The 20,063-nt window shown below is 66.3% G+C and carries 22 protein-coding genes; 12 read left to right on the forward strand and 10 right to left on the reverse strand.

All coding sequences use genetic code 11. From position 1 onward, the window contains the following. Nucleotides 1–40 precede the first annotated feature (40 nt). Complete coding sequence (locus DW2_RS05420; protein ID WP_038144300.1) at nt 41–1,528, forward strand: hybrid sensor histidine kinase/response regulator; 1,488 nt, start codon at nt 41–43, stop codon at nt 1,526–1,528. A gap of 52 nt (nt 1,529–1,580) precedes the next feature. Then, the gene (locus DW2_RS05425; protein WP_051855478.1) at nt 1,581–3,014 is read left to right on the forward strand and encodes a sigma-54-dependent transcriptional regulator; all 1,434 of its coding nucleotides are present in this window, start codon (nt 1,581–1,583) and stop codon (nt 3,012–3,014) included. Nucleotides 3,015–3,024: 10 nt separating this feature from the next. Here DW2_RS05425 and DW2_RS05430 read toward each other — a convergent pair whose 3' ends face one another. Then, on the reverse strand, nt 3,025–3,786 hold the full coding sequence (locus DW2_RS05430) for an NAD kinase (RefSeq protein WP_238321268.1): 762 nt from the start codon (nt 3,784–3,786) through the stop codon (nt 3,025–3,027). A gap of 174 nt (nt 3,787–3,960) precedes the next feature. Here DW2_RS05430 and glyA point away from each other — a divergent pair, with 174 nt between their 5' ends. After that, nucleotides 3,961–5,253, forward strand: a complete 1,293-nt coding sequence (gene glyA / locus DW2_RS05435) for a serine hydroxymethyltransferase (RefSeq protein ID WP_038144302.1) — start codon at nt 3,961–3,963, stop codon at nt 5,251–5,253. 65 nt (nt 5,254–5,318) lie between these two features. Here the strand turns inward: glyA and DW2_RS05440 are convergent, their stop codons facing one another. Beyond that, nucleotides 5,319–5,666, reverse strand: a complete 348-nt coding sequence (locus tag DW2_RS05440) for a hypothetical protein (protein WP_156102890.1) — start codon at nt 5,664–5,666, stop codon at nt 5,319–5,321. Nucleotides 5,667–5,819: 153 nt separating this feature from the next. On the opposite strand from DW2_RS05440, the gene DW2_RS05445 reads away from it, so the two are divergent. Continuing rightward, nucleotides 5,820–6,593, forward strand: coding sequence for an alpha/beta fold hydrolase (locus DW2_RS05445; RefSeq protein WP_038144305.1), 774 nt, complete (start codon nt 5,820–5,822; stop codon nt 6,591–6,593). A 15-nt stretch (nt 6,594–6,608) separates the two neighbouring features. Here the strand turns inward: DW2_RS05445 and DW2_RS05450 are convergent, their stop codons facing one another. Both DW2_RS05450 and DW2_RS05455 read right to left on the reverse strand, forming a co-directional pair. Then, entirely contained in the window at nt 6,609–7,100 is a 492-nt protein-coding gene (locus DW2_RS05450; RefSeq protein WP_038144306.1) for a cytochrome b, read from the reverse strand. Between the two features lie 162 nt (nt 7,101–7,262). Beyond that, a complete protein-coding gene (locus tag DW2_RS05455) occupies nt 7,263–7,592 on the reverse strand; it encodes a hypothetical protein (RefSeq protein WP_038144308.1) in 330 nt (109 codons plus the stop codon). Nucleotides 7,593–7,937: 345 nt separating this feature from the next. Between DW2_RS05455 and DW2_RS19210 the strand changes: the two genes are divergently transcribed. Further along, on the forward strand, nt 7,938–8,078 hold the full coding sequence (locus DW2_RS19210; RefSeq protein WP_063137145.1) for an entericidin A/B family lipoprotein: 141 nt from the start codon (nt 7,938–7,940) through the stop codon (nt 8,076–8,078). A 76-nt stretch (nt 8,079–8,154) separates the two neighbouring features. Here DW2_RS19210 and lepA read toward each other — a convergent pair whose 3' ends face one another. Continuing rightward, nucleotides 8,155–9,954 carry a translation elongation factor 4 gene (gene lepA, locus DW2_RS05460; RefSeq protein WP_038144309.1) on the reverse strand — a complete coding sequence of 600 codons (1,800 nt, stop codon included), beginning with the start codon at nt 9,952–9,954 and terminating at the stop codon, nt 8,155–8,157. A gap of 120 nt (nt 9,955–10,074) precedes the next feature. Here lepA and DW2_RS05465 point away from each other — a divergent pair, with 120 nt between their 5' ends. Both DW2_RS05465 and DW2_RS20330 read left to right on the forward strand, forming a co-directional pair. Next, entirely contained in the window at nt 10,075–10,266 is a 192-nt protein-coding gene (locus DW2_RS05465; protein WP_038144310.1) for a heavy-metal-associated domain-containing protein, read from the forward strand. Between the two features lie 78 nt (nt 10,267–10,344). Continuing rightward, nucleotides 10,345–10,776 carry a hypothetical protein gene (locus DW2_RS20330; RefSeq protein WP_337588234.1) on the forward strand — a complete coding sequence of 144 codons (432 nt, stop codon included), beginning with the start codon at nt 10,345–10,347 and terminating at the stop codon, nt 10,774–10,776. Nucleotides 10,777–10,789: 13 nt separating this feature from the next. On the opposite strand, the gene DW2_RS05475 is transcribed toward DW2_RS20330, so the two are convergent. Next, nucleotides 10,790–11,248: a low molecular weight protein-tyrosine-phosphatase gene (locus tag DW2_RS05475; protein WP_038144543.1), complete on the reverse strand. Its 459-nt coding sequence runs from the start codon at nt 11,246–11,248 to the stop codon at nt 10,790–10,792. A 28-nt stretch (nt 11,249–11,276) separates the two neighbouring features. On the opposite strand from DW2_RS05475, the gene DW2_RS05480 reads away from it, so the two are divergent. Further along, a complete protein-coding gene (locus tag DW2_RS05480; protein ID WP_038144311.1) occupies nt 11,277–11,969 on the forward strand; it encodes an NAD-dependent deacylase in 693 nt (230 codons plus the stop codon). A gap of 12 nt (nt 11,970–11,981) precedes the next feature. Here the strand turns inward: DW2_RS05480 and DW2_RS05485 are convergent, their stop codons facing one another. The 3 genes from DW2_RS05485 to DW2_RS05495 all read right to left on the reverse strand — a co-directional run bounded on the left by DW2_RS05485 (nt 11,982) and on the right by DW2_RS05495 (nt 14,677). After that, nucleotides 11,982–13,352 carry a glutamate--cysteine ligase gene (locus DW2_RS05485; protein WP_038144312.1) on the reverse strand — a complete coding sequence of 457 codons (1,371 nt, stop codon included), beginning with the start codon at nt 13,350–13,352 and terminating at the stop codon, nt 11,982–11,984. A gap of 66 nt (nt 13,353–13,418) precedes the next feature. Further along, nucleotides 13,419–13,955: a hypothetical protein gene (locus DW2_RS05490; RefSeq protein ID WP_038144313.1), complete on the reverse strand. Its 537-nt coding sequence runs from the start codon at nt 13,953–13,955 to the stop codon at nt 13,419–13,421. Then, nucleotides 13,952–14,677, reverse strand: coding sequence for a 16S rRNA (uracil(1498)-N(3))-methyltransferase (locus DW2_RS05495; RefSeq protein WP_038144314.1), 726 nt, complete (start codon nt 14,675–14,677; stop codon nt 13,952–13,954). The genes DW2_RS05490 and DW2_RS05495 overlap by 4 nt, the downstream gene beginning before the upstream one ends. A 12-nt stretch (nt 14,678–14,689) precedes the next feature. Here DW2_RS05495 and ubiA point away from each other — a divergent pair, with 12 nt between their 5' ends. The 3 genes from ubiA to DW2_RS05510 all read left to right on the forward strand — a co-directional run bounded on the left by ubiA (nt 14,690) and on the right by DW2_RS05510 (nt 18,139). Continuing rightward, nucleotides 14,690–15,658: a 4-hydroxybenzoate octaprenyltransferase gene (ubiA, locus tag DW2_RS05500; RefSeq protein WP_038144315.1), complete on the forward strand. Its 969-nt coding sequence runs from the start codon at nt 14,690–14,692 to the stop codon at nt 15,656–15,658. 76 nt (nt 15,659–15,734) lie between these two features. Then, nucleotides 15,735–17,801, forward strand: coding sequence for an OmpA family protein (locus DW2_RS05505; RefSeq protein ID WP_038144316.1), 2,067 nt, complete (start codon nt 15,735–15,737; stop codon nt 17,799–17,801). An 11-nt stretch (nt 17,802–17,812) separates the two neighbouring features. Continuing rightward, nucleotides 17,813–18,139 carry a hypothetical protein gene (locus DW2_RS05510; protein WP_038144317.1) on the forward strand — a complete coding sequence of 109 codons (327 nt, stop codon included), beginning with the start codon at nt 17,813–17,815 and terminating at the stop codon, nt 18,137–18,139. A gap of 92 nt (nt 18,140–18,231) precedes the next feature. Here DW2_RS05510 and fdhD read toward each other — a convergent pair whose 3' ends face one another. Then, on the reverse strand, nt 18,232–19,002 hold the full coding sequence (fdhD, locus tag DW2_RS05515) for a formate dehydrogenase accessory sulfurtransferase FdhD (RefSeq protein ID WP_038144319.1): 771 nt from the start codon (nt 19,000–19,002) through the stop codon (nt 18,232–18,234). A gap of 219 nt (nt 19,003–19,221) precedes the next feature. Here fdhD and DW2_RS05520 point away from each other — a divergent pair, with 219 nt between their 5' ends. After that, nucleotides 19,222–20,061, forward strand: a complete 840-nt coding sequence (locus DW2_RS05520) for a S49 family peptidase (RefSeq protein ID WP_038144321.1) — start codon at nt 19,222–19,224, stop codon at nt 20,059–20,061. Nucleotides 20,062–20,063: the final 2 nt, after the last annotated feature.

Below are 20,063 nucleotides of genomic sequence, written 5' to 3' on the forward strand. Positions count from 1 at the left end.
GGACGATCGTGTCGCGCCCCCCCGGGCCGCGGAGTTGGCGATGTTGCAACACGATCTCCGTGCGGGCCTCGATGAGATCATCGGGGGGGTCGACCGTGTTCTCGCGTTCGAGGTGGAGCCCCAGAAACGCGCAGAGCTAGAACGCATCCGGGTCTCGGGCGAGGAACTGGCGCGATTGCTCGACCTACTCAACGGCGGCACCGAAGCCCGCGTTGAAGACGCGGCGGACCAGAAAGCCACGCTGCTCGATATCCGCATTTTTCTGCGCACGCTCGAGCGGCGCTGGACCTGCGCGGCGCGCGACCGCGACCTGGCTTTCGAGCCGTTGATTTCCCCGCAAGTCCCCCCTGCCCTGCTCGTCGATCGCGGCCTGCTTGAACGGATCGCGGGCAATCTCCTGAGAAACGCCTTCGCGTATAGCGGGAAGGGCACGGTGCGGCTGCATCTCGAGTTCGAGCTGCCTCACTCCTTGATCCTGCGCGTGACCGACGAGGGCCCGGGTTTCGCCGCAGAGGTGATATCCGAAGCCGCGAGGCCGGGCGCCCGCGGCCCTGTCGCACGCCGCCTGCGCCCGGAAGGCCAGGGGCTGGGGCTGTCGATCTGCCGCACCCTGTGCGAGGCGCAGGGCGGATGGGTCAGCTGGGCCAATCGCCCCGAAGGCGGGAGCGAGATCAAGGCCCGGATTCCGGTCGGCATCCCCGCATCGCAGGAAAGCGCCGCCGCGAAACATACGCGGATCGAGGAATTGCCCGACCTCACTGGGTGGCGCACCCTCGTTGCCGACGACAGCGAATCAACGCGCGCGCTCTTCACGCACCTCCTCGGCGCAATGGGCGCCGATGTGCTGACCTTCTCCGATGGCGCGGGCGCGCTGAGGCGGCTTCTGGCCGAGCCCGTGGACCTTGCAGTCCTCGATGTCGAAATGCCCGAACTGGACGGGCTGGAGGTGATGCGGCGGCTGCGCGGCTCCGGGCGGGTCTGGTCGCGACTGCCGATCATCGCCTGTTCCGGGCGCAGCGGACCCGGCGATCACCGGGAGATCCGGATGGCGGGCGCGGACCTGATCCTGACGAAACCGTTAGCCGCGGTCATCCCGATCCTTCACGCGATCTGTGACGTCACCGGCCATTGTCCGCCGCCTGCGCCCCGCCCTCGCCCGAACGCCCCGGGAGACCGCCTGCTCGCGCGGCTTCTCGGTCGAACCGGGTCCAGCCTGCCCGAATTTCTCTCCGAGCAGATCGTCAACGACCTTCGCACGATCGCGCAGTCTCTTCGCGTCGCTCTCGCGCAAGGAGACCGTCTTATTTTGAGGCAACAGAGCCATAAGCTCATCGCCGTGGCAGGGGCCGGGGGTGACGATACCCTCACTCGACAGGCACGCGCGCTTGACAGCGCGGCCCGACATGGCACCTATGAGGACATTAACGAATTGGGCCAAATCGCTCTGGTCTTGTTGGATCGGCTCATCGTTAGAATGACTGAAGATTTTTTGGAAAAGAACGATTTCAATGATGAGTATTTCACATAAAGACCCTGCGAAACCGCCCGGCGGTCGAGACTGCGAGTCACAAGAGGGCGGCGTGTCTGTCCTCCCGAGCTACGCCCCCTCCTCGCCCCTCCGCTCCGTCTCGCCCAATCCCCCCGACATCAAAAGCGAACAGGTCCTTCTCATCGAGGATATCGGATCGCTCAGCGCCATTTACCAAGCCTATCTCCACGACGCGGGGTTCGTCACCCACAGCGCCACCACTGCCGAGCAAGGAATGGAGATCTTCCGCGCTCACCCGATCCGGATGGTGCTCCTCGATCTCATGCTTCCCGACAGGAATGGCGACGAACTGATCGCCGAGATGCTCGCGCTTCGTCCCCGCACAGCGATCATCGTGACCACCGCCGATCGCTCGGTGGATCGCGCGGTGCAGGCGATGCAGGCGGGCGCGGTCGATTTTCTCGTGAAACCGATCGAGGAGCCGCGCCTGCGTGCAGCGCTCGAGAACGCCCGCACCTCGAGCCTTCAGGCCGGGTTTGACGGCGAGGCCGCCCCCTCCGACGCGCCGATCGGGACTTTCATCGGCACCTCCGCTTGCATGCAGAGCGTCTACGAGCGTGCCCGCGCGGCCGCGCGCTCTTCCGCGCCCATCTACATCTGGGGCGAGAGCGGCACGGGCAAGGAACTCTGCGCCCATGCGATCCATGCCAGCGGACCACGCAGCGAAGGGCCGTTCGTCACGCTCGATTGCGGATCGCTGCCCGCCGACCGGCTCGAAAGCGAACTTTTCGGCCATTATCGCGGCGCGTTCCCGGGGGCGCTCTACGACAAGCCCGGCGCGCTGATGAATGCCGATGGCGGCACGCTGCTGCTCGACAACATCACCGATCTCGACCCGATCGTGCAGATCAAGCTGCTGCGTGTTCTCGAATCCGGTCAGGTCAAGCCCTTCGGCGCGCCCGAGCCCCTCTCGGTCGACGTCCGGGTAATCTGCGCGGCCACCCCCTCGCCTGCCGAGGTCCTCGAGAGCGGAAAGATCCGCGACGACCTGTATTACCGGCTGCATGTGCTTGCCATCGAGATGCCCGCCCTGCGCACCCATCCCGAGGATATCGGACCGATCGCCCGCATGGCGCTCGCCCGGTTTGCCGCCGAGGAGCAACGCAGCTTCACCGACATTTCCGACGCGGCGATCCGCCGGCTCGAGGAAATGCGCTGGCCCGGCAATGTGCGGCAGCTGATGAATGTGCTGCGCGCGGCGATGGTGATGAATGACGGGCCCGTGCTCGAACCCGAAATGCTCCCCGACACGATCGACGGACCGGCCCCGAATTCGACCGGAGGTCCGCTGGAGGATGGCACGCTTCAGGCCTTCGCCGGCTGCTCCCTGGCCGAGATCGAGCGCGCCGTCATCGAGGCCGCGATCGCGCGTCATGACGGGTCGATCCCGCGCGCGGCGATCGAGCTCGGCGTCGCACCCTCGACGCTCTATCGCAAGCGGGACAGCTGGGCCGAGAAGCCCTGAGTGCCTTCGCTCAGGCGAATTGCTCGCGCATGAGACGCTCCTCGAGCCCGTGGCCGGGATCGAAGAGAATATGGTGCTCGATCTCGGGTTCGGAACGCACCTCGACCCACTTCACCGGCTTCACCGAGCGCGAATCCGCATCAGCCATGACCGGCCGTTTCTCGCGTTCAAGCACCTCGAAGCGCACCGTCGCCGAATTCGGCAGGATCGCCCCCTGCCAGCGCCGGGGCCGGAAGCTCGCGATACCGGTGAGCGCGAGCACGTCGGATCCGATCGGCAGGATCGGCCCATGCGCGGAAAAATTATAGGCGGTCGAGCCTGCGGGCGTGGACACGATCGCCCCGTCGCAGACCAGCTCCTGCAGGCGCACCTTGCCGTTGATCGAGATCTTGAGCTTGGCGGCCTGCGGCCCCGCGCGCAGCAAAGAGACCTCGTTGATCGCGAGCGCCTCGTGCAGGATGCCATCCTCGGTCTCCGCCTTCATCGAGAGCGGGTTGATCACCGCGACCTCGGCCGCTTCCAGCCGCTCGGGCAGGTTTCCCGGCACATAGTCGTTCATCAGGAAGCCGACCGAGCCGCGGTTCATCCCGTAGACCGGCAAGCCCGTGCCCTCATGCAGGCATTGCAGCATGAAACCGTCCCCGCCGAGCGCGACGATCACGTCGGCGGCATAGCGCGGCACCTGCCCGTAGCGCGAGATCAGATCCTCGCAGGCGGATTGCGCGCTGTCTCCGGACGCGGCGGCAAAATGGATATGGGTGAATTTGCGCACCGTCGCGCCCCTCCCTCTGCTCTTTGCAAGGTGTTGCAAGCACATGGGGGAAAGACAAGCGCCAAAGGCCGGTGAAAATCCGGTTTTGAGCGCTTTGGACGCTTTGGGCGCTTTCAGCATCACGAAAACTGCGCTAAATGAGCCGCGAACCCGGATCTTCGCGAGGAGCGCTACATGACCGAGCAACGCGACGCTGGCTTTTTCACCGAAAGCCTCGCCACCCGTGACCCCGAGCTTTTCAAATCGATCACCGACGAGCTGGGTCGCCAGCGCGACGAGATCGAACTGATCGCCTCGGAAAACATCGTCTCGAAGGCGGTGATGGAGGCCCAGGGCTCGGTGATGACGAACAAATACGCCGAAGGCTACCCGGGCAAGCGCTACTATGGCGGCTGCCAGTATGTCGACGTCGCCGAGACCCTCGCGATCGACCGCGCCAAGGAACTCTTCGGCTGCGAATTCGCGAACGTCCAGCCGAACTCGGGCAGCCAGGCCAACCAGGGCGTCTTCACCGCGCTTCTGAAGCCCGGCGACACGATCCTCGGCATGAGCCTCGACGCGGGCGGCCACCTCACCCACGGCGCCAAGCCCAACCAGTCGGGCAAGTGGTTCAACGCGATCCAGTACGGTGTGCGCAAGCAGGACAGCCTGCTCGATTACGATCAGGTCCGCGCGCTGGCACAGGAACACCAGCCCAAGCTGATCATCGCCGGCGGCTCGGCGATCCCGCGCCAGATCGACTTCGCCAAGTTCCGCGAGATCGCGGATGAGGTCGGCGCCTACCTGATGGTCGATATGGCCCACTTCGCCGGTCTCGTGGCCGGTGGCCAGCACCCTTCGCCCTTCCCCTATGCCGATGTCGCGACCACCACGACACACAAGACCCTGCGCGGCCCGCGCGGCGGCATGATCCTCACCAACAACGAGGAAATCGCGAAGAAGGTGAACTCGGCGATCTTCCCCGGCATCCAGGGCGGTCCCCTGATGCATGTCATCGCCGGCAAGGCCGCGGCCTTCGGCGAGGCGCTGCGCCCCGAGTTCAAGGTCTATGCCGAGCAGGTCGTGAAGAACGCGCAAGCGCTCGCTGACGAGCTGATGAAGGGCGGGCTCGACATCGTCACCGGCGGCACCGACACCCATGTGATGCTGGTCGATCTGCGCCCGAAAGGCGTGAAGGGCAACGCGACCGAGAAGGCCCTCGGCCGCGCGCACATCACCTGCAACAAGAACGGTATCCCGTTCGATCCGGAAAAGCCGATGGTCACCTCGGGCATCCGTCTGGGCACGCCCGCCGGCACCACCCGCGGCTTCAAGGAAGAGGAATTCCGCGAGATCGCCCGCCTCATCGTCGAAGTGGTCGACGGTCTGGCCGCAAACGGCGAAGAGGCCAATGGCGACGTCGAAGAGGCCGTGAAAGCCAAGGTCGCGACGCTGCTGGCGCGCTTCCCGCTCTATCCCGAGCTCTGATCTTCGCGACATCATCTGAAGGCCCCCAGTTCGCGGGGGCCTTTTTCATGCCTGCGGGCCGCCCCTCAGGCGCCCTCGATCCAGAGCTTCGCCCCGAGCAACGCCAGGCCGACCACGAGCACGATGAAGGCGATCGCGCCGCCGGCGGACAGGGCCGCCGCACGCAGACGCTCGGACGCGCCAAGCGGTTCGAGATAGTCGCGGCAGGTGGCGAAGGCCGCCTCGATCGCGCGCGCATCGAGCTGTCGGGCGATCTTTGGTGCGCGGGCGCTGCGTTCGGCGGCAACGAGAACCCCCGCGGCCCGGCGAACCTTGCGCGGCAGCGCGCGCGCCCGGCTGGCGACCCGCGCCTCGAGATCGGGGCCACGCGCGCCCAGCCGCGTTGCGAGCAGCCGCGATACCTGCGCCGTCATTTCTGCGATCCGTTCGGGCCCCATGACCTCCTCCCCCAGTCACTCGACGGACGCTACCCTCCCCGGCCGGCCTGCGCAACACGCGCGCCCCGCGCGCATTTTTCTGTCGATGCCCTCTGGCCGCGTCGCGTGCTTCGCCCTAGCTTGTGCGCCATGCTGAACACCGTCTCCTACCCCGCTGACACCGATGCCCTTCCGCTCCTGATCGCGCCCGGCCTGTTCGGCTCGGCGCGCAACTGGAACGTTATCGCCAAGAACCTGAGCAAGGAGCGGAGCGTCGTCACGCTCGACCTGCGCAATCATGGCGACAGCTTCTGGCACGACGATCACAGCTATGCCGCGATGGCGGCGGACATCGCCGAGGTGATCGAGGCCAATGGCGGCAAGGCGGATGTTCTGGGCCATTCGATGGGCGGCAAGGCTTCGATGGTGCTGGCCCTGACCCGCCCCGACCTCGTGCGCCGTTTGATCGTGGCGGACATGGCGCCCAAGCCCTATCAGCACGGCGAAAACCACGGCGCACTGATCGACGCGATGCGGGAGATGAAGATCGACGACCTGACCACGCGCTCGCAGGCCGATGAGCGTCTGGCCGAACGGATCGTCGATCCGGGCACCCGCGCCTTCCTGCTGCAGTCGCTGGCATTGCGCGACGGGCCGGTGCGGTGGAAGTTCAACCTCGGCGCGCTGAAGGCGAACCTTCCCGGCATTCTCGACTGGCCCGACCAGCCCGAGAGGACACAGTTCGACGGCCCCGCCCTCTTCCTGTCGGGCGCGCAGTCGCATTACGTCCGGCCGGAGGATCATCCCCGTATCCGGGCACTCTTCCCGCAGGCCCAATTCGTGGAGGTGGAAAACGCGGGCCACTGGCTCCATGCCGAGCGCCCGCGCGAGGTCGAGGCGGAAGTGGCGCGCTTCCTTTCCTGAGGGCGCACCATTCGCTCAGGGCTGCGCTCGCATCATCCGGCGCAGCAACCCGTCCTTGAGCCAGTACTGGTGATAGAGCGCCGCGGCGACGTGGAGCCCCGCGAGGATCAGCAGCCCCGTGGTCAGGGCCGAGTGCACCTCGGCTACCCAGCGGATCGTGTAGAAATAGGCGGTCAGGCCGCTGATCGGCAGCGCAAAAAGCGTGAGATAGAGCAGCCAGTGGATCGCCTTCGCCCCGAAGCGCATCAGTTCCGGATCGTCATGCGGCGGCTCGGGCGCCCCCTGGACGAGGCGCAGGGTCAGCCGCCAGATAGCGAGCAGAAGAATCACGACGCCGAGAATGATATGGAGATAGGTGCCGAAATCCGGGTTCGCCGCCCCGCCGCGCACCATGCTGCGGAAAGTGTGCCCCATCGCGTCATTGAACAGGAATTGCGGGATGATGAGCAGCACCACCAGCCAGTGCAGCCAGATCTGCGTTTTCGAATAGCCTTGAGCTTCTGCCATGATTCTTCTCTTGATTTCGGAATGCGCGGAATGATGTCCATTATGGAATGAACGCTCGGTCGCGCCAGTTCCGACTATCACGAAGAAGGGAGCGAACGTCAGTGAGTTTCACGCCCGACCGCAGAAAGATCCCGGGCTCCGCTCAGCGCGCGAGCACCGCCCTCAGCCGCAGTCGAGCGCAAAGCGCGCCTCCCCGGTATCGCCCGGCAGGGACGGCGAGCGGTACGGCCCCCGCGCCGGTCCGGCGACGGCACAGCCCGACGCACGCTCGGCTGCGCGGACCATCAGGGGCGGCACCCGCGCCCGCTCCGCCCGGCCCAGATATCCCATCCGGATCACCTCTGCCCTGTCGGCCTTCACGAAGACGACGAAATCGATCCCGTCGAGCGTCACTTCGTGACGGGCCGCCCCGAAGAATTGCGGAGCGGGCGAGGCCGAGCATGCGACAAGGGCGAAACAGAGCCCGAGAAGCGCGAGAGAGGATCTGGACATGGAAAGGCTCCGGGGGAGGGACAACCCGGAGCCTTTCAGAGCGTCGTTAAGGGGAGGTTAACGCGCTCGGGCGGTAAAGGCGGCCCCCGCGAGGGACAGACGGGGGCCGCAAGACCATTCTGACGGGATCGTGCCTGGCGGGGCAGTCAGAACGGGTCATTCCGCTATGTTCGTTCGCTCGACGGAGTTATCGATCTCGCAATCGCCCGGTCTCGGTCAGGGTCGATTTCGGCATCTTTCCGTCTTGCCTTCCAAGCCGAAACGCGCGCTCTTGCGGAGGGTTCCGCGGAACCGTAAATTTTTTCGTACGTTGCCCGGGTGTGGCTTCATAGGAGAGCAAGAACCATGACGAAATCGGTGAAACTGACGGCTGTAATGATGGTGGCGCTGCTGGGTCTGGCGGCGTGCAACACGGTGCGCGGCGCGGGCCAGGACCTCTCGGTCGCAGGCAGCACGATCGCAAGCGAAGCCGGCCAGGCGCAGTGACCCTTCGCCGCTAAAGACAAGGCCCCGAACCGCAAGGTCCGGGGCCTTTATCATTTCGGCGAAATCCGCCCGAAACTCACTCGTCCATCTTCAACGCCGCAATGAAGGCCGATTGCGGGATTTCCACCTTCCCGAACTGGCGCATCTTCTTCTTGCCGGCCTTCTGCTTTTCCAGAAGCTTCTTCTTCCGGGTCGCATCGCCGCCATAGCATTTCGCAGTCACGTCCTTGCGCATCGCGCTCAGCGTCTCACGCGCGATCACGCGGCCGCCGATCGCGGCCTGGATCGGGATCTTGAACATGTGGCGCGGGATCAGGTCCTTGAGCTTCTCGCACATCGCGCGGCCACGGGCCTCGGCGCGGTCACGGTGAACCATGATAGAGAGCGCGTCGACCGGCTCGTCATTGACGAGGATCGACATCTTCACGAGATGGTCCTCGCGATATTCGGTGATCTGGTAATCGAAGCTCGCATAGCCCTTGGTGACCGATTTCAGCCGGTCGTAGAAGTCGAACACGACCTCGGCCAGCGGAAGGTCATAGACCACCATCGCGCGCGAACCCGCATAGGTCAGGTCCATCTGGATGCCGCGGCGGTCCTGGCAGAGCTTGAGCACATCGCCGAGATATTCGTCCGGGACGAGGATCGTCGCCTTGATGCGCGGCTCCTCGATATGATCGACATAGGTCAGATCGGGCATGTCGGCGGGGTTGTGCAGCTCGCGCACCTCCCCGTCCTTCATATGGATCTTGAACACGACCGAGGGCGCGGTGGTGATCAGATCGAGATCGTATTCCCGTTCCAGCCGGTCGCGCACCACCTCGAGGTGCAGAAGCCCGAGGAAGCCGCAGCGGAAGCCGAAGCCGAGGGCCGCGGAGGTCTCCATCTCGGCCGAGAAGCTCGCATCGTTCAGTTGCAGCTTCTCGATCGCGTCGCGAAGCGCCTCGAAATCGTTCGCATCGACCGGGAAGAGGCCGCAGAACACCACAGGGATCGAGGGCTTGAAGCCCGGCAGGGCCGTGACGCAGGGGCGTTTCTCATGGGTGATCGTGTCGCCCACCTTGGTGTCGCGCACCTGCTTGATCGAGGCGGTGAAGACGCCGATCTCGCCGGGGCCGAGCTCCGCGATATCGACCATCTTGGGCTTGAGGACCGCGAGACGGTCGAGCTTGTAGGTCGCCCCCGTCTTCATCATCTTGATCTGGTCGCCCTTCTTGATCACGCCATCCATGACGCGGATCAGGACGACGACGCCCAGATAGGAATCGTACCAGGAATCGACGAGCATCGCCTTCAGGGGCGCGTCGCGCTCGCCCTTGGGCGCGGGCAGGCGATGAACGATCGCCTCGAGCACGTCGGGAATGCCGAGGCCGGTCTTGGCCGAGATCATCACCGACTCGGAGGCGTCGATGCCGATCACGTCCTCGATCTGCTCCTTCACCCGGTCCGGCTCGGCCGCGGGCAGGTCGATCTTGTTCAGGACCGGGACGATCTCGTGATCGGCGTCGATCGCCTGATAGACATTGGCGAGGGTCTGCGCCTCGACGCCCTGCGAGGCGTCCACCACCAGCAGCGACCCCTCGACGGCCTGCATCGAGCGCGACACCTCATAGGCGAAGTCCACGTGGCCGGGGGTGTCGATCAGGTTCAGGATATAGGTCTTGCCGTCCTTCGCGGGATATTCGATCCGCACGGAGTTGGCCTTGATCGTGATACCGCGCTCGCGCTCGATATCCATCGCGTCGAGGAGTTGCTCCTTCATGTCGCGTTCGGCCACCGTCCCGGTCAGCTGGATCAGCCGGTCGGCGAGCGTGGATTTGCCGTGGTCGATATGAGCCACGATGGAGAAGTTGCGGATGCGATCGAGATCAGTCATGGGCGCGCGTATACAGGGGAAAATGGGGGCCGGGAAGAGGGATTGAACGCCGTGCCGCATTGACGTTTCCCGCCCACACACGACATATCGCCCATATGGGCAACACCTAGGAGAGTTTCCATGATCTATTCCGTCCCGAACATGACCTGCGGCCATTGCAAAGCAGCCGTGGAAGCGGCGATCGAAGAGGTCGGCGGCAAGGCGGATGTCTATCTCGACGATCGCGAGGTCGAGGTCGAGGGGCTCCCGGAGGCCACCGTGCTCAGCGCCCTGAAAGCCGCGGGCTACGAGGCGACCCCCACCGAGGAATGAACCGATCGGGGTGGCCACATCTCGTCGGCCACCCTGCTCCGCCCGCCAGAGATTGTGCGGGCCGGACCTGTCCTTTCCGTGATTGCCGTTTCGGTGCCGCTTTCATTGCCCGAAGGCACGAATCTCGTTATTATTGCTGCGCAATCAAGACGGCAGGCCGGGCACGTCAGATGCCCGCCGCAGCAAAAGGGCAGTGCGATGACTTTCAAGACCACTTTGGGACTGTGCGCCTTCGCCGGCGCCATGGCGATCGCTTCGGGCGCTTCCGCGGGCGCGATCGATTCTGCGTGCCAGACGTCGGGCCGCGCGAATGATCCGGGGATCTGTTCGTGCATCCAGCAGGTCGCCGACATGACGCTCAGCAATCGCGACCAGCGTCGGGCGGCCTCGCTGTTCCGCGATCCCGAAAAGGCGCAGGACGTGCGCATGTCCGACCGCAAGTCCGACGCCGATTTCTGGGACCGCTACAAGAACTTCGCCTCGACGGCCGAAGGTTTCTGCAACCAGTAAGCCTTCCTGCGGCTCAGCCGGTCTTCTGCTCTTCGAGAAGATCGGCAATGAGCGCCTCGGCCCCGGCCTCGATCAGATCCAGCGCGCCCTCGAAGTCGCGCGTGAAATACGGGTCGGGCACATCGTGCCGGCCGTGGCGCGCATCGAGAAAGAGCTGCATCGCCGCGGTCGCCCCGCCCGGCTGGCGATCGAGCGCGTCGCGCAGGTTGTTCTCGTCCATCGCGAGGATCAGGTCGAATTCCGAATAATCCGTGTGCGAGATCTGGCGCCCGCGCAGCGGGCTCAGATCGTAGCCGCGCGCCGCTGCGGCCTCGATCATCGGCCCGTAGGGCGGCTCTCCCACATGCCAGTCGCCGGTGCCGGCACTGTCGAATTCGGCCTCGAGCCCGGCTTCGCGGGCCTTGTGGCGGGTCACCGCTTCGGCGGCGGGCGAGCGGCAGATGTTGCCAAGGCAAAGAAACAGGATACGCATGGCGAAAGTGATAACGGAGGGCGGGGCGATGGCCAAGATCGTGATTCTGACCGGCGCGGGAATTTCCGCCGAGAGTGGCATCCGGACCTTCCGCGCCAGCGACGGGTTGTGGGAGGAGCACCGGATCGAGGATGTCGCGACGCCCGAGGGCTTCGAGCACGATCCCGACCTGGTCCATCGGTTCTACAATGCGCGCCGCGCGGCGGCGATGGCGGCCACGCCGAACCCGGCGCATGAGGCGCTGGCCGAGCTTGAGGCCGATCCGGGCCACGACCTGCTCGTGGTCACGCAAAATGTCGACGACCTGCACGAGCGCGCGGGGAGCCAGAACGTCCTTCACATGCATGGAAGCCTCTTCGGGGCGCTTTGCCATGCCTGCGAACACCGCTGGCCCGCGCCCGAGGTCATGGCGCCCAGCGACCCCTGCCCTTCCTGCGGACGCGCCGCGACGCGGCCCGATATCGTCTGGTTCGGAGAGATGCCCTATCGGATGGAAGAGATCTGGCATTCGCTGCGTGCGGCGGACCTGTTCGTCTCGATCGGCACCTCGGGCAATGTCTATCCTGCCGCCGGTTTCGTCGCGGATGCGATGCATGCGGGCGTGCCGACGCTCGAGCTCAATCTCGAGCCGTCTGCGGGCAGCCGCATGTTCGACGAGGCCCGGCAGGGCCCCGCGAGTGTTCTGGTTCCCGAATGGGTGCGCGAGCGGCTGGGCGGCTGAGCGCCCGCCCGCTCAGTAGCTGTATTCGGCGTAGATCTTGCTCAGATCGCCATTCCATTCGCCGTTGTATTTCTCAAGCAACTCGTCGGCGGGCACCCGGCCCGTTTCGACGCTCTCTTCCAGCGCGTTGAGGAAATGGGTCTCGTCGGGGATCAGCCCGTTCGCTCCGGGCCTGCCGCGCGCCTTGAGCCCGGATTTCGCGATCGCCACCGTCTCGCGCGCCAGATCGTGCAGTTTGATCCCGTTGAACTCGCCCTGCAATGCATCGACGGCCGCGGCGCGGCGCAGACCCTCGCGGGTCTCGTGATCCCAGCCCTTCACCAGATCCCAGGCCGCGTCGAGCGCGGACTGGTCATAGCACAGCCCCACCCAGAGCGCGGGCAGCGCGCAAAGACGCCGCCACGGGCCGCCATCGGCGCCGCGCATCTCGATATATTTCTTCGAGCGCGCTTCGGGGAAGACGGTGGTCAGGTGATCGGCCCAGTCGCTGAGCGTCGGCTTCTCGCCGGGCAGCGCGGGCAGTTCGCCCTTGAGGAAGTCGCGGAAGGACTGGCCGAGCGCATTGATGTACTTGCCGTCGCGGTAGACGAAATACATCGGCACATCGAGCACGTAATCGACATAGGCCTCGTAGCCCGCGCCCGCGTCGAACATGAAGGGCAGCATGCCGGTGCGCGCGTCATCGAGGTGCTGCCAGATATGCGAGCGCCACGACTTCATGCCGTTGGGCCTGCCGTCGAGGAAGGGCGAGTTGGCGAACAGCGCGGTCGCGACCGGTTGCAGCGACAGCGCCACGCGCATCTTCTGCACCATGTCGGCTTCCGAGGCGAAATCGAGGTTCACCTGCACCGTGCAGGTGCGATACATCATCTGCTTGCCCAGATCGCCGACCCTGTCCATGTAGTCGGTCATCAGCCGGTAGCGCCCCTTGGGCATCATCGGCATCTGCTCCTGGCTCCAGATCGGCGCGGTGCCGAGGCCGATGAACCGCACCCCGATCTCGTCGGCCACCGTCTGCACTTCGCGCAGATGCTCGTTCACCTCGTCGCAGGTCTGGTGGATCGTCTCGAGCGGCGCGCCCGAAAGTTCCAGCTGGCCGCCCGGCTCGAGGCTGATATTCGCGCCGTTGAGCTGCAGGCCGATCAGCTTGTCCTGCTCGTGGATCGGCTCCCATCCGAAGCGGTCGCGCAGCCCCTCGAGCATCGCCCTGATCGAACGCGGCCCGTCATAGGGCAACGGCAGCTGGTGATCCGCGCAATAGCCGAACTTCTCGTGTTCGGTGCCGATGCGCCACTCCTCGCGAGGTTTCTCGCCGGCGGCCAGGAATTCGGCCAACTGCTCGAAGCGCTCGATCGGGCCTCCGCCCTGCTGCGGTATGGACATGGGTGCCTCGCGTCATTTTGGAGCGCAACAGGTGGCGCGCAGAGGGGCTCAAGTCAAGCGCGAAACCTATTCGCGGCTCCACAGGCTTTGTGCGGCGGTCTTGCGATCGAGGGCGGCCGAAAGCGCGCCCATATCGACACCGGGCAGGCTCGCGAAAGCATCGTAGAGCGCACCTGCCCCCGCCGCGTCGAGCGGGATCAGCAACGCTTCTCCCGAGCGGCTGCGCAAACGCCAGTACTGTTTGCCTTGAAGGTTCAGCAAGCGGATCTCGACGAGTTCGCGCAACGCGATCTCGCCCCCCATCCCCAGGGAGGTCACATTTCCCGAAGGGCCCGGCAATGCGCGGGCGCGGGAAGCCGCGAAATAGGAAACCCGGCCCTCGTCGATCTCGACGAGCCCCGGCGCGTCGACCGCGCGGGCGAACCGCATCCGCCTGAGCCCGATGAGCGCCCAGCCAAGCCCGAGCGCACAGGCCGCCACGCCCAGGGGCATCAGCAGATACCCCCCGAGCCAGACCAGCCACGCCCCGAAGACGACGACCATCCCCGCCGCGATCACCTCGCGCCAGCGATGCAGGCCCTGCGCGACTTCGGGTCGGATCACCGCCAGTCCCCCAGGGTCGATTGCCAGAGCGTGATCGCCGCGCAGACGGCCGTATCCGCACGCAGGATGCGCGGACCGAGGCTCACCGGCGTCACGAAATCCAGACCGCGCAGCTTTTCGCGCTCGGGCTCCGAGAACCCGCCCTCCGGTCCGATCAGGATCGCCCAGGGGCCGGGCGGCAGGCCCGCCAGCGTCTCGGCAGGCCCGGCCAGCGCCTCGTCGGCCCAGAGGATGCGGCGTGCCGGGTCCCAGCCCGCCAGCAGCTTCGCGAGGGGCTGGAGATCCTCGACCGGCGGCACGAAGGTGCCGAGGCATTGCTCCGCCGCCTCGCGGGCATGGGCCTGCAGCCGATCCTTCCGGATCCGCGCGGAATTGGTGAACTCGGTCTGCACCGGCAGCACCTTCGCGCAGCCGAGCTCGGTCGCCTTCTCGACGATGAAATCGGTGCGCTCCTTCTTGATCGGCGCGAAGATCAGCCAGAGATCGGGCGGGGCGAGTTGCGGCGCGGCCTGCTCGATGCAGACCAGGATGCCCCGTTTCTTATGGGCCTCGGCAACCTCCGCCGTCCACTCGCCGTCGCGCCCGTTGAACAGCGCCACGCGGGCGCCGACGCCCAGCCGCATCACCGCGAAAAGGTAATTCGCCTGGTCGGGGTCGAGAGGCACGGCTTGCCCCGCGCCCAGCGGGTGCTCTACACAGAGCCTGATCTTGGCACGTTCCATGAGGCGGACTTTATGAGCGGAAAAAGCGAAACGCCAGAGGCGGCCGGCACCGTGGCCGATGCCTATCGCGGCAATTGGGTGGACCGGATCGCACCGGCCTTCTCGCGCCCCTATCTGCGCCTGAGCCGTGCCGACCGGCCGATCGGCACCTGGCTGCTGCTGCTTCCCTGCTGGTGGGGGATCTCCCTCGCCGCGGCCTCGACGGGCGGGTTCGTCTGGCACGACCTCTGGCTGGCCGTGGGCTGCGCGATGGGCGCCTTCCTGATGCGCGGCGCGGGCTGCACCTGGAACGACATCACCGACCGCAAGATCGACGCGAGCGTGGCGCGCACCCGGTCGCGCCCGATCCCCTCGGGACAGGTCTCGGTCAAGCAGGCGCTCGGCTGGATGGCGATACAGTCGCTGGTGGCGCTCGCGATCCTGCTCAGCTTCAACCTGCCCGCCATCATTCTCGGCTTCATCTCGCTCGGGCCCGTCGCGATCTATCCCTTCGCGAAGCGCTTCACCTGGTGGCCGCAGATCTTCCTCGGAATCGCGTTCAACTGGGGCGCGCTTCTGGGCTGGGTCGCGCATAGCGGGAGCCTGGGCTGGCCGACCGTGGCGCTGTACCTCTCGGGGCTCGTCTGGACGCTTTTCTACGACACGATCTACGCCCATCAGGACAAGGAGGACGACGCGCTGATCGGCGTCAAATCCACCGCGCGCCTGTTTGGCGACGACAGCGCGAAATGGCTGGGCGGATTCCTGATGGGGACGGTCGCGCTGATGACGGCCGCGGTGATGGGGGCGCTGCTGCCCGACGCCCCACCCCTGCGGCTGGTGCTCGCGCTGATCGCGCCCTGGGCGATGGGCTGGCACATGCTCTGGCAGATGCGGCAACTCGACATCGACGACCCGGATATCTGCCTCAAGCTGTTCCGCGCCAATCGCGATACGGGCCTGATTGCTGCGCTGTTTCTCGCCGCTGGCGCAATCGTGTAACGGGCTTTCGATTGATCCCCCGGGCCGTGCGCCTTAAGGAAAACGGAACAGATTCCCGAGGGAGGGTTCCAGACACATGCGCCATCGCGCCACCCTGCTCACGATCGCAGCTTTCGCTCTTGCACTGGTTCTTTCGGCCGTCATCGCGGGCGGTGCCGCGACCGTCATCGAGAAAGCCACCCGGCAGGAGGTGCGCGTGGGGATGGAGGCGCAGGGCTACGGGTGGATCCGGGTGCATACCGACGGCCTCCAGGTGATCCTCACCGGAACCGCGCCGACCGAGGCCGAACGGTTCCGCGCCGTCTCCCTGGCCGACAAATATGTCGACAGCTCGCGGGTGGTGGACAACACCGACACCCAGATCGCGAAACCCGTCACCCCGCCCGATTTCTCGCTCGAGATGCTGCGCAACGAGAACGGGATCTCGCTGATCGGGCTGGTGCCCGCCGGCGTCGATCGCAAGAAGATCGCCGAGGAGCTCAAGAAGGTCGCAGGCGACGAGGGCGTGACCGACATGCTCGAAAGCGCGGATTATCCGGTTCCGGGCGGGTGGGAGGAAGCGATGCGCTTCGGCCTCAAGACGCTCGAGACCCTGCCGCGTTCGAAGGTCTCGGTCTCTCCCGGCAAGGTCAAGGTGCAGGCGATCACCGATAGCGTAACCGAAAAGGGCCGGGTCGAGACCTCGCTTGCGCGCACCCGACCGACCGATCTCAGGCTCGATTTCGACATCTCCGCCCCGCGCCCGGTGATCACGCCCTTCACGTTGCGCTTCATCGTCGACGAGGAAGGCGCGCGCTTCGACGCCTGTTCAGCCGATACCGAGAGGGCGCGCGAGCGCATCTTCTCCGCGGCCCGCGGGGCCGGTGCGAAAGGCACGCTGAGCTGCACGATCGGGATGGGCACCCCCTCCCCCGACTGGTCGATCGCCGCCGCGATGGCGATCAAGGCGGTGGGTCAGCTCGGGGCCGCCACCGTGACCTTCTCCGATGCCGATATCGCGCTCGATGCGAAACCCTCTGTGGCGCAAAAGACCTTCGACGAGGTGGTGGGCGAGCTGGAATCGAACCTGCCCGGCGTGTTCTCACTCAAGGCCGCGCTCGAACCCTCGCCGAAAGCCAAGGCCGACGAGGCGCAGTTCATCGCGACCCGCGACGGCAAGGGCCATGTCGATCTCAAGGGCCGCGTGCTCGATGCGCGCCAGCGCGAGGCGGTCGAGAGCTTCGCCCGCGCCAAGCTCGGTCACGACAAGGTTCACGGCGCGACCCGCGTCGACAAGACCCTGCCCGCCGGCTGGCCGATCCGGACGCTTGCGGGCATCGAGGCGCTGGCCGAACTCCATGACGGCACTGTCCTCGTGACCCCGAAACTGGTGAAGGTGACCGGGGTGACCGGCAACCCGCAGGGCTCGGACACGATTTCGCGCATCCTCACCAGCCAGCTCGGCGAGGGCGCGCAGATCGACCTGAAGGTGAAATACGACAAGCGCCTCGATCCGGTGCTCGCGCTGCCGAGCGGCAAGGAATGCGTGACCCGCCTGAACGGCTCGCTGGCGAAGCAGAAGATCAACTTCGATCCCGGCTCGGCCCAAGTCTCGGCCGATAGCGTGAAGGCGCTCGACGCCCTGGCCGGCGCGATGAAGGATTGCACGGGCTTCCGGATGGAAGTCGGAGGCTATACCGACAATCAGGGCCGCGAGGAGATGAACCTGCAACTCTCGCAAGATCGCGCTCAGGCGGTGATCCGCGGGCTGCTCGATCGCGGCGTGCTCGTGGGCAATCTCGTCGCGAAGGGCTATGGCGAAGCCGCGCCGATCGCCTCGAACGACACCGAGGCCGGGCGCGAGGAAAACCGCCGCATCGAATTCACCCTGCTCGACAAGAAGCCGGTGGATGAGAGCGCCGACGGATCGCAGGACGGGGAGCCGCATTGGGACGGGGCGGTCACCGATGACGCGACACCGGCGACGGACGGGGCAGCCCCCGAAGGCAAGGACGCCGCGCCGCAGGGCGATGCGCCGGCGACCGATGCGGACGCGAATAACAGCGATGCGGCACCAGCCGCACAAGAGGAGATCCCGGTCGAGACCCCGGCAGACGACACGCCGCGTCCGAAGTTCCGGCCGAAGGATCTGACGAAGGGCTGAAGGGTAGAGACATGAACAGAACCGAATTCATCATCGCCACCGCGATCGTCCTCTTCCTCGCCTTCGCGCTTGGCTGGTTCGCCTCTTGGCTGATCCACCGCCTGACCCGGGTGAGCCGCGCCGATATGGGCGAACTCGAGCAGATGGCCCAGGCGCTGCACGAGGCCGAGGAGACCCGCGATCAGGCGCTTACCTATTTCGAACAGCGCGAGGCGGAACTGAGCAATCAGCTCAGCCAGACCGAGGCGGAGCTGCGCGCGGCGATGGACGGACTACGCGATGCGCGTCACGAGGCAGAGGAACTGCGCGCCTATATCGACCGCACGCAGAAGGCGTGACCTCGGGGGCCTTTGCCCCTGCCCCCGCGAGAAACCAGACCGGATTTCCGCACCCGCGCCCCTCCTTCTCGCGGCGGCGCGGCTCCTGTTTTTCAGGCCGTTGCGGTTTCGGGTGTCGTGTAGACGGCCAGCGCGTCGCCCGCCCGCGCGATCAGCGTCAGTCCCGCGGCCTCGGCTTCGGCCACCGCGAGCGCGGTCGGCGCGGAAGGGCCCGCGATCACCGGCACGCCGATCGTCGCCGCCTTCTGCACGAGATCGACCGAAAGGCGAGAGGTCATCACGATCGCGCCGCTCGCCGGGTCGCGCCCTTCCCGGATCATCGCGCCGATCAGCTTGTCGAGCGCGTTGTGCCGCCCCACATCCTCGCGGGTCAGGGTGATGCCCTGGCCAGGCTGCCAGAAGGCCGCGGCATGGGCGGCGCGGGTCTCGTCCTGCAGGGGCTGGCGATCGCGCAGATGCTCGAGCGCATCGGCGGCGTGGGCGGCCGACATATGCCAGTCCGGCGCGGGCAGGCGCGGCAGGCTCCGGCGCGCCTCTTCGAGTTGCTCGATCCCGCACAGGCCGCAGCCGACCGGCCCCATCGTGGCGCGCCGACGCTCGGCGAAGCGTGCCCCGGCCGGAGCGGCGAGCCAGTTGCGCGCCTCGATCCCGGCCTCGGCGCGGAAGATCTCCTGCCGAGTGATTTCCCCGGCACTCTCGATCAGGCCCTCGCTGAGCGCGAAGCCGAGCGCGAAATCCTCGAGCTCCTTGGGCGTCGCCATCATCACCGCCTGGGTCACCCCGTCGAAACTGAGCGCGACCGGCACCTCCTCGGCCAACCGGATCGGCCGTCCATCGGGCATCTTCCATTCCTTCGTCGTCATTCACTCGCCTCGATAGGTCCGCGCAGCGCTTTGCGCTCCGCCTCGAATTCATAGCCTGCCGCGCGTCGCTATCGGAAGGGACGCCGCGGCTCCGTGCTTCTAGATGTGGACGCATTTCCGCATCCGGCAAGTCGTTATGCTCGCAACCGCACCCCGGCCGGGATCAAAGCTTCGCCGTCGCGCTTGCGCGAGCGGGGGCGAGCCTCTACATCCGTTGGCATGAAACTGATCCCGCGCCTCCCCTTCGTCAAGAAAACGCCCTTCGCAGCCGTGATCCGGCTGCATGGCCCGATCGGCGTCTCGCGCCCGGGGGCTCCGGTCCTCTCGGATGCCGCGATGGCCCCGATCATCGAACGCGCCTTCTCGCGCGGTAAACCCACCGCGGTGGCGCTGCTGGTCAACTCGCCCGGCGGCTCGCCGGTGCAATCGGCGCTGATCGCGAGCCGCATCCGGCGTCTGGCCGACGAGAAGAAGATCCCCGTCCATGCCTTCATCGAGGATGTCGCGGCCTCGGGCGGCTACTGGATCGCCTGTGCCGCGGATCAGATCTGGGCCGATCCGACCTCGGTGGTGGGCTCGATCGGCGTGATCTCGGCAAGTTTCGGGCTCGACGATTTCATCTCGCGCCACGGGATCGAGCGGCGGGTGCATACCGCGGGCGGCGCGAAGAGCTTCCTGGACCCGTTCCGCCCCGAGAAGGACGAGGATGTGGCGCGGCTCAAGCGCCTGCTCGACGACATGCATGTGAGCTTCAAGGAGCATGTGACCGCGCGGCGCGGCGCCAAGCTTCCGAGCAGTCGAGACCTCTTCACCGGCGACATCTGGACCGGCCGGCAGGCGCTCGAGGACGAAACCGGGCTGATCGACGGGCTCGGGCATGTGGTCCCGACGCTCAAGGATATCTATGGCGAGAAGCTGCGCTTCGTTCCCTACGCGCCCAAGCGGCCGCTGTTCCGTCGCATCGGCGCGCAGATGGGAGCCGAGATCGGCGCGGCGAGCGCCGGAGCGCTGCTCGACGCGGCAGAGGAACGCGCGCTCTGGGCGCGCTACGGTCTCTGAGC

This window comes from Thioclava atlantica (genome assembly GCF_000737065.1).
GTDB classification, from domain to species: Bacteria; Pseudomonadota; Alphaproteobacteria; order Rhodobacterales; family Rhodobacteraceae; genus Thioclava; species Thioclava atlantica.

Coding starts and splice junctions, on each gene's coding strand:
- DW2_RS05420 (WP_038144300.1), top strand. CDS start 41: ATGTTGCAACACGATCTCCGTGCGGGCCTCGATGAGATCATCGGGGGG.
- glyA (WP_038144302.1), top strand. CDS start 3,961: ATGACCGAGCAACGCGACGCTGGCTTTTTCACCGAAAGCCTCGCCACC.
- DW2_RS05440 (WP_156102890.1), bottom strand. CDS start 5,666: ATGACGGCGCAGGTATCGCGGCTGCTCGCAACGCGGCTGGGCGCGCGT.
- DW2_RS05445 (WP_038144305.1), top strand. CDS start 5,820: ATGCTGAACACCGTCTCCTACCCCGCTGACACCGATGCCCTTCCGCTC.
- DW2_RS05450 (WP_038144306.1), bottom strand. CDS start 7,100: ATGGCAGAAGCTCAAGGCTATTCGAAAACGCAGATCTGGCTGCACTGG.
- DW2_RS05455 (WP_038144308.1), bottom strand. CDS start 7,592: ATGTCCAGATCCTCTCTCGCGCTTCTCGGGCTCTGTTTCGCCCTTGTC.
- DW2_RS19210 (WP_063137145.1), top strand. CDS start 7,938: ATGACGAAATCGGTGAAACTGACGGCTGTAATGATGGTGGCGCTGCTG.
- lepA (WP_038144309.1), bottom strand. CDS start 9,954: ATGACTGATCTCGATCGCATCCGCAACTTCTCCATCGTGGCTCATATC.
- DW2_RS05465 (WP_038144310.1), top strand. CDS start 10,075: ATGATCTATTCCGTCCCGAACATGACCTGCGGCCATTGCAAAGCAGCC.
- DW2_RS05475 (WP_038144543.1), bottom strand. CDS start 11,248: ATGCGTATCCTGTTTCTTTGCCTTGGCAACATCTGCCGCTCGCCCGCC.
- DW2_RS05480 (WP_038144311.1), top strand. CDS start 11,277: ATGGCCAAGATCGTGATTCTGACCGGCGCGGGAATTTCCGCCGAGAGT.
- DW2_RS05485 (WP_038144312.1), bottom strand. CDS start 13,352: ATGTCCATACCGCAGCAGGGCGGAGGCCCGATCGAGCGCTTCGAGCAG.
- DW2_RS05495 (WP_038144314.1), bottom strand. CDS start 14,677: ATGGAACGTGCCAAGATCAGGCTCTGTGTAGAGCACCCGCTGGGCGCG.
- ubiA (WP_038144315.1), top strand. CDS start 14,690: ATGAGCGGAAAAAGCGAAACGCCAGAGGCGGCCGGCACCGTGGCCGAT.
- DW2_RS05505 (WP_038144316.1), top strand. CDS start 15,735: ATGCGCCATCGCGCCACCCTGCTCACGATCGCAGCTTTCGCTCTTGCA.
- DW2_RS05510 (WP_038144317.1), top strand. CDS start 17,813: ATGAACAGAACCGAATTCATCATCGCCACCGCGATCGTCCTCTTCCTC.
- fdhD (WP_038144319.1), bottom strand. CDS start 19,002: ATGACGACGAAGGAATGGAAGATGCCCGATGGACGGCCGATCCGGTTG.
- DW2_RS05520 (WP_038144321.1), top strand. CDS start 19,222: ATGAAACTGATCCCGCGCCTCCCCTTCGTCAAGAAAACGCCCTTCGCA.